A 7,541-nucleotide genomic window follows, 5' to 3' on the forward strand; every position below is an offset into this window, starting at 1 on the left:
AGCAACGATGAAAGGTATCATCCTCGCGGGTGGTTCAGGCACGCGCTTGCACCCTATCACCCGTGCTATCTCAAAGCAACTACTGCCGGTGTACGACAAGCCGATGATCTACTATCCGCTGTCAGTGCTGATGCTGGCGGGGATTCGCGAGATTATGATTATCACCACGCCGGAAGATCGTGCGCACTTTGAGCGTCTCCTCGGCGATGGCAGCGAGTTCGGCCTGCAGTTGCAGTATGCCGAACAACCCAGTCCCGATGGCCTGGCGCAGGCGTTTATCATTGGTGAGTCCTTTATTGGCAATGACAGCTGCTGTCTGGTGCTGGGCGACAATCTCTATTTTGGTCAGGGCTTCAGCCCGAAGCTGAAAAAAGTGGCCGCGCGCAGCCGTGGTGCCACGGTGTTTGCCTATCAGGTGATGGACCCTGAGCGGTTTGGTGTGGTGGAGTTTGATGAGGACTTCAATGCGCTTTCCATCGAGGAAAAGCCGCTGCAACCCAAATCGCGCTGGGCGGTTACCGGCCTCTACTTCTACGACAACCGCGTGGTGGAGTTTGCCAAACAGGTACAGCCTTCAGCTCGGGGCGAGCTGGAAATCACTGCGATTAACCAGATGTATCTTGAGCAGGGTGAACTCTCCGTCGAGTTACTGGGACGTGGTTTTGCCTGGTTGGATACGGGAACTCACGACAGCCTGATAGAAGCGAGCATGTTCGTCCAGACCGTGGAAAAACGTCAGGGCTTTAAAATCGCTTGTCTGGAAGAGATTGCGTGGCGTAACGGCTGGTTGACTGATGATCAGTTGCTGGCGGCGGCGCAAGCACTGACCAAAACCGGCTACGGCCAATATCTGCTGGATGTTCTCCATGCCCGTCCGCGTCAGTATTAACCCCCTTGCGTGGGAAAGCGATTTCTTTGGCGTGAACAGTGCGCGTATCGATCTGGATGGCGACTTCACCCTTGCCGACGCGCTGAAACAGCCAGATATGTTGTGGCAGGCCAAAGTGCCCGCCGAGCGCACTGATGCCATTGATGCCTTGAGCCAGCACGGTTTTCAGCTGGTGGAGGGTGAGGCCGATCTGGCCATTAATATCAAACGCACCGAGCGCCAGGTTGGCGTGCGCATCGCGCGTGAAGCACAGATCCCGGCATTGCGTGAGGCGGCATCGCATGCCTTTCGCCAAAGCCGTTTTCGTGCGCCCTGGTTTAACGCCGATGACAGCGGTCGTTTCTATGCGCAGTGGATTGAAAACGCGGTTCGCGGCACCTTTGATCACCAATGCCTGGTGGCCAGCGACGAATCCGGTCAGTTACAAGGCTTTGTCTCGATGCGTGAAGTGAACGGTGATGCGCGTATCGGCCTGCTCGCCGTGCTGCCCGCAGCGCAAGGGCAGGGCATTGGTCAACGCTTGCTGTTGGCGGCAGCGGATTGGGGCCGCGTGCGGCAACTTGAACGACTGCGCGTCGCGACCCAGCTTAGCAATCTTACGGCGATGCGCCTCTATTTACGCAGCGGTGCTCGCCTTGAAAGCACCGCCTACTGGTTTTACAGGACAGCCTCATGATCCCATTTAATGCGCCGCCAGTCGTCGGCAGCGAAGTTGAATATATGCAGTCGGCGATGGCCAGCGGCAAACTCTGCGGTGACGGTGGATTTACCCGCCGCTGTCAGCAGTGGATGGAGCAGCACTTTGGCAGCAAAAAAGTGCTGCTGACACCCTCTTGCACTGCCTCACTGGAAATGGCCGCACTGTTAATTGATATCCAGCCCGGTGATGAAGTGATCATGCCGAGCTACACCTTTGTTTCCACTGCCAATGCCTTCGTGCTGCGCGGTGCTGTGATCGTGTTCGTCGATGTGCGCCCCGATACGCTGAATATCGATGAAACGCTGATTGAAGCCGCGATCACTGAGAAAACCCGTGCGATTGTGCCGGTGCACTACGCGGGCGTCGCTTGCGAGATGGATAGCATCATGGCGCTGGCGGCGAAGCATCAATTATTTGTGATTGAAGATGCGGCGCAGGGCGTGATGTCGCAGTACAAAGGGCGTGCGCTGGGCACCATTGGCCATATTGGCTGCTTTAGCTTCCATGAAACCAAAAATTACACCGCCGGCGGTGAAGGTGGAGCGACGCTGATAAATGACGCGAAGCTGGTGGAGCGTGCGGAGATTATCCGCGAAAAGGGCACCAACCGGAGCCAGTTCTTCCGTGGTCAGGTGGATAAATACACCTGGCGTGATATCGGTTCGAGCTATTTGATGGCGGATCTGCAGGCTGCCTACCTGTGGGCGCAACTCGAAGCGGCTGAGCGCATTAATCAGCAGCGTTTGCGCCTGTGGCAGCGCTATTATGATGCGCTGAAACCATTGGCAGCCGCTGGACGTATCGCATTGCCGATGGTGCCGGAAAACTGCCGTCACAACGCGCACATGTTTTACATCAAACTGCGCGACAGCGACGACCGCCAGGCGCTGATCAACTGGATGAAAGAGGCAGAAATCCTCACGGTGTTCCACTACATTCCCTTGCACTCTTCGCCAGCCGGTGAACGTTTTGGTCGCTTCCACGGCGATGACCGCTTCACCACCAAAGAGAGTGAGCGCCTGCTGCGCCTGCCGCTGTTCTATAACCTGTCGGATAACAACCAGCGCACCGTTATCAGCTCGCTGTTGAGTTTCTTTGCCTAATGTCGTTAGCCAAAGCCTCAGTCTGGACGGCCTCATCGACGTTAGTGAAAATCATTGCCGGTCTGCTGGTGGTGAAATTGCTGGCGGTCAGCTTTGGGCCGGAAGGGGTTGGCCAGGCCGGTAACTTTCGCCAGCTGATTACCGTTTTAGGTGTATTGGCCGGCGCGGGCATTTTTAACGGTGTAACCACCTACATCGCACAATTTCAGCAGCAGCCCGAGCAACTGCGTGCCGTGACGGGTACGGCATCCACCATGGTGATCGGCTTCTCCACACTGGTGGCGCTGGTGTTCTTGCTGGCGGCGGGGCCGATAAGTCATGCGCTATTTGGTCATGACGACTTTGCCAATGTGGTGAGGATCGTGGCCTTTCTGCAGTTCGGGATTGCCTGGGCCAATCTGACGCTGGCATTACTAAAAGGCTTCCGCGATGCGCGCGGCAATGCGCTGGCGCTGATTATCGGTAGTCTGGTGGGCGTGCTGGGTTATGTGTTGTTCTGGTGGCTGGGCGGATATGCTGGCGCGTTGGTGGGTTTAGCGCTGGTGCCTGCACTGTTGGTGTTTCCGGCATTGCTGATGCTGCGCCGTCATCGTCAGGTGCTACCGCTGCGCTGGTTAAAACCGAGCTGGCAGCCGGAACTGGCGCGAAATCTGGCAAAGTTCACCTTGATGGCACTGATTACATCGGTCACCTTGCCGGTGGCGTGGGTGATGATGCGTAACTTGCTGGCAGAACAGCAGGGGTGGGCGCAGGTGGGCCTGTGGCAGGGGGTGACCAGTATTTCCGATGCCTATCTGCAATTTATCACGGCGACTTTTAGTGTCTGGTTACTGCCGACGCTGGCGCGACTGGAAAGTAAACCGCAGATTGCGCGTGAAATTGGGCGTGCGTTGCGTTTTGTGTTACCTGCCGTGGCGGCTGCGAGTTTCTGCGTGTGGTTACTGCGTGACATTGCCATCTGGCTGCTGTTTTCACCGCAGTTTAACGCGATGCGAGACCTGTTTGTCTGGCAGTTGTGCGGTGACGTCTTTAAAGTTGGCGCCTATGTTTTCGGATATCTGGTGATCGCTAAAGCCTCACTGCGCTTTTATATTTTGACGGAAATCAGCCAGTTTGTGCTGTTAACCGCGTTCTCACATTGGCTGATTCCGCTGCATGGAACCGCCGGAGCCGCACAAGCCTATATGGCGACTTACGTGCTCCACTTCGCCCTTTGCTGTGGCGCCTTTATGATTTATTGCCGAAAAAAATGACTTTATTTCACGTGCTGGGATCGGATATCCCACATCATAACCATACGGTGTTGCGCTTCTTTGATGAGGTGATGAGCACCGAATTGCCGGGTGCTGGACCGCGCCAGTTTATGGTGGTGACTTCAACGCCTGAAGCGCTGCAAGCCTATACCGCGCTGCAAATCGAAAGCTATCCCAGCAAGCGCGCACTTGCACAGGCGGTAATGTCCCGTGCGGCTGACCGTACGCAACGCTTCTTCTTTCATGGACAGTTCAATCCGCAAATCTGGCTAGCGTTGCTCAGAGGTAAACTGCGGCGTCAGCAGGCCTACTGGCATATCTGGGGTGCGGATCTGTACGAAGAAGGGCGTGGGCTGAAGTATCGGCTGTTTTATCTGCTGCGCCGCATGGCACAGCATCGCATTGCCCATGTGTTCGCGACGCGTGGTGATTTACACTGTTTTCAGCAGCGCCATCCGCGCGTGCCGACATCGCTGCTCTACTTTCCAACGCGTATGCCCAATGCTGCAGTGCCCGGCGGCCACACGAGCGGTGATTTCACCGTGCTGCTGGGCAATTCCGGCGATCGCAGCAATCGCCATATCGAAGGCTTGCAGGCGATTCACGCTCAGTTTGGCGATCGCGTGAAAGTGCTCATCCCACTGGGCTATCCGGAAAACAATCAGGCGTACATTGACGAGATCAGCTCGGCTGCACAGCGCCTGTATCCGCAAGGCCAGGTGACTTTACTCCGCGATAAGATAGATTTTGATACCTATCTGCAATTGCTCAGTGACTGTCAGCTCGGCTATTTTATGTTCGAACGTCAACAGGGTATTGGCACGTTATGTTTGCTGATTCAGGCCAACATTCCCTTTGTGCTGAACCGAAAAAATCCGTTCTGGCGCGACCTCAGCGAACAAGGGTTGCCGGTTCTTTTCAGTGAAGATGCACTGGATGCGTCGAGTGTGGCTGAAGCTCAGCGTCAGCTGGCACAGTGTGATAAATCCGCGATTGCCTTTTTCGCCCCTGGTTATCTGGCTGGCTGGCGCAACGCGTTGAGCCTGAGTGAAAGGGAGAGAACATGAGCCTGATGCAGTTTAGTGGTCTGCTGGTGGTTTACCTGTTCTCGCTAGGTTTCATTTTGACGCTGACCTGGCGGGAATTTAAACGGGTGCGTTTTAACTTCCACCTGTTCTTCACCATCCTTTTTTTACTGACCTTTTATTTCGGGTTCCCCCTCACCAGTGTGCTGGTATTCCGCTTTAATGTTGAAGTGGTGCCACCGGAGTACCTGTTACAGGCGTTGCTGGCCGCGACCAGTTTTTATGCGATTTATTACGTCAGTTATAAAGTCCGGTTAAGGCCGATCAACGCTGCACCGCGCAAACCCTGGTTGCAGATGAACCGAGTCGAAACCCATCTTACCTGTCTGTTACTGGCGCTGGTGGCGATTGGCACGGTCACGGTGTTCTTCATGCACAACGGGTTACTGTTGTTCCGACTTTCTGCGTATAACCAGATTTTCTCCAGCGAAGTATCCGGCGTAGCGCTCAAACGATTCTTCTACTTCTTTATTCCGGCGATGCTGATTCGCTATTTCCTCAACCCCACACAGCGCCAGTGGCTATGGTTTTTGCTGGTGTCGGTGGCATTTGGTTTGCTGACTTATGCGCTGGTGGGCGGGACGCGCGCCAATATCATCATCGCTTTTGCCCTGTTCCTGTTTATCGGTATTACGCGCGGTTGGATCACCTTGTGGATGCTGGTGGGCGCAGGCGTGATGGCGATTGCTGGCATGTTCTGGCTGGCACTGCGGCGCTATAACCTCGATGTGGTGGGCGATGAAGCGTTTTACACCTTCCTGTATTTAACGCGTGATACCTTCTCCCCCTGGGAAAATCTCGCGCTGTTATTGCAGAACTACGACAAAATTGACTTCCAGGGCTTAGCACCGATCTGGCGTGACTTTTATGTCTTCATTCCGAGCTGGCTCTGGCCGGAACGTCCGTCGATTGTGTTAAATAGCGCCAACTACTTTACCTGGGAAGTGCTGAACAACCATTCAGGACTGGCGATTTCGCCCACGCTGCTGGGTTCGTTGCTGGTAATGGGCGGCGTGTGGTTTATTCCGCTGGGTGCGATTGCCGTCGGCTGGCTGATGAAAGGATTCGATAACCTCTATCTGCAAGGCCGTGATGCTTCGAACCGTTATAGCGGGGCGATTCTGCAGAGCTTTTGCTTCGGTGCGGTATTCAACATGATCGTGCTGGCGCGTGAAGGGCTGGATGCTTTCGGTTCGCGCGTGGTGTTCTTTTGCATTATTTTTGCTGCCTGCATGGCGGTGGCTAAATTGCTGTACTGGCTGTTAGCGCGTGCGGGGTTGATTCGCTCGCGTAGCAAGCCAGTGGTTCACAGCCTGTCTTAACCTTTGGGAACATGATTCATGAAAACCGATAAGCCGCGCTATAACCTGCGCGGTGTCGATCTTCACGCGTTTATCGACATGGACAGCTTCCTGCACTTCTTGCTGCCGGGTGGCCAGCCGCGTTGTGGCACGCTGGTGGCGATGAATGCAGAAAAGATGCTGACGCTGGAAGAGGATGCGCAGCTGCGGGCGCTGATTGCTGAAGCGGAATTTAAATATCCGGATGGCATTAGCATTGTGCGCTCCTTACGCAAAAAATATCCGCAGTTGCAGGTTAGCCGCATTGCTGGTGCCGATCTGTGGGAAGCCCTGATGGAGCGCGCGGGCCGCAGCAGCATCCCGGTATTTCTGATTGGCGGTCGTCAGGCGGTGCTGGATGAAACCTGTGACAAACTGCGTCGCCAGTGGAATGTGAACATCGTCGGCAGTCAGGATGGCTATTTTGCCCCGGCAGAGCGTGAGGCGTTGTTTGCGCGCATTGCGGCCAGCGGTGCACAGATTGTCACGGTGGCGCAGGGTTCGCCGCGTCAGGAGTTGCTGATGCGTGATTGCCGCGCGCACTGGCCGCATGCGCTCTATATGGGCGTGGGCGGTACCTATGATGTTTTCACCGGCCACGTCGCGCGTGCACCGCGAATCTGGCAGAAATTAGGGCTGGAGTGGCTCTATCGTCTGTTTCGGCAGCCTTCGCGTTGGCGCCGCCAGTTAAAACTGCTGAAATATTTGCGCTATCATTGGCGTGGCGATCTCTGATATCGCCGATTTTTTCAGCAATATCATCAGTGCAGCCAGTAAAACTGCATTAATAATCGACGGAATGCACAAAGCGTAATCAAACGCGTTTTTTTTATAAAAAAGCGCTGGACAGTATGAGGTCAAGCCCGTAGTATGCCCATCCGCAACGGCGCTACGCGCCCGTAGCTCAGCTGGATAGAGCGCTGCCCTCCGGAGGCAGAGGTCTCAGGTTCGAATCCTGTCGGGCGCGCCATTTAGTTTGTGCGCAAGAGCTTCGGTGGTTGGTTTAACCGCGTTATGCAGTGAAAATAGTAGGCAGAGATGCTTACGTACCAGAATTATGGTGGCTATAGCTCAGTTGGTAGAGCCCTGGATTGTGATTCCAGTTGTCGTGGGTTCGAGTCCCATTAGCCACCCCAAATTTTGCTGGGCACGCGATGGTGGCGGAATTGGT

7 protein-coding genes and 2 tRNA genes are annotated in these 7,541 nt (G+C 55.1%); all 9 read left to right on the forward strand.

The features are described from left to right. Positions 1-7 precede the first annotated feature (7 nt). The 9 genes from rfbA (at position 8) to VH86_RS13880 (ending at position 7,506) form a co-directional block, all read left to right on the forward strand. Positions 8-889, forward strand: a complete 882-nt coding sequence (gene rfbA / locus VH86_RS13840; protein WP_045833208.1) for a glucose-1-phosphate thymidylyltransferase RfbA — start codon at positions 8-10, stop codon at positions 887-889. Continuing rightward, positions 867-1,565 (forward strand): dTDP-4-amino-4,6-dideoxy-D-galactose acyltransferase, encoded by a 699-nt coding sequence (rffC, locus tag VH86_RS13845; protein WP_045833209.1) that lies wholly within the window; start codon positions 867-869, stop codon positions 1,563-1,565. Before rfbA ends, rffC begins: the two co-directional genes overlap by 23 nt. After that, on the forward strand, positions 1,562-2,692 hold the full coding sequence (gene rffA / locus VH86_RS13850; RefSeq protein WP_045814995.1) for a dTDP-4-amino-4,6-dideoxygalactose transaminase: 1,131 nt from the start codon (positions 1,562-1,564) through the stop codon (positions 2,690-2,692). The genes rffC and rffA overlap by 4 nt, the downstream gene beginning before the upstream one ends. Beyond that, positions 2,692-3,945 carry a lipid III flippase WzxE gene (gene wzxE / locus VH86_RS13855; protein ID WP_045833210.1) on the forward strand — a complete coding sequence of 418 codons (1,254 nt, stop codon included), beginning with the start codon at positions 2,692-2,694 and terminating at the stop codon, positions 3,943-3,945. The genes rffA and wzxE overlap by 1 nt, the downstream gene beginning before the upstream one ends. Beyond that, positions 3,942-5,012 (forward strand): TDP-N-acetylfucosamine:lipid II N-acetylfucosaminyltransferase, encoded by a 1,071-nt coding sequence (locus VH86_RS13860; RefSeq protein WP_045833211.1) that lies wholly within the window; start codon positions 3,942-3,944, stop codon positions 5,010-5,012. The genes wzxE and VH86_RS13860 overlap by 4 nt, the downstream gene beginning before the upstream one ends. Continuing rightward, positions 5,009-6,352: an ECA oligosaccharide polymerase gene (wzyE, locus tag VH86_RS13865; RefSeq protein ID WP_045833212.1), complete on the forward strand. Its 1,344-nt coding sequence runs from the start codon at positions 5,009-5,011 to the stop codon at positions 6,350-6,352. Before VH86_RS13860 ends, wzyE begins: the two co-directional genes overlap by 4 nt. Before the next feature lie 18 nt (positions 6,353-6,370). Continuing rightward, positions 6,371-7,105 carry a lipopolysaccharide N-acetylmannosaminouronosyltransferase gene (gene wecG / locus VH86_RS13870; protein WP_045833213.1) on the forward strand — a complete coding sequence of 245 codons (735 nt, stop codon included), beginning with the start codon at positions 6,371-6,373 and terminating at the stop codon, positions 7,103-7,105. A 158-nt stretch (positions 7,106-7,263) separates the two neighbouring features. Further along, positions 7,264-7,340: transfer RNA gene (locus tag VH86_RS13875), tRNA-Arg, on the forward strand. A gap of 90 nt (positions 7,341-7,430) precedes the next feature. Continuing rightward, positions 7,431-7,506, forward strand: a tRNA-His gene (locus VH86_RS13880). Positions 7,507-7,541 lie beyond the last annotated feature (35 nt).

The sequence above is a fragment of the Pantoea sp. BL1 genome (genome assembly GCF_000963985.1).
Lineage (GTDB): Bacteria > Pseudomonadota > Gammaproteobacteria > Enterobacterales > Enterobacteriaceae > Pantoea > Pantoea rwandensis_B.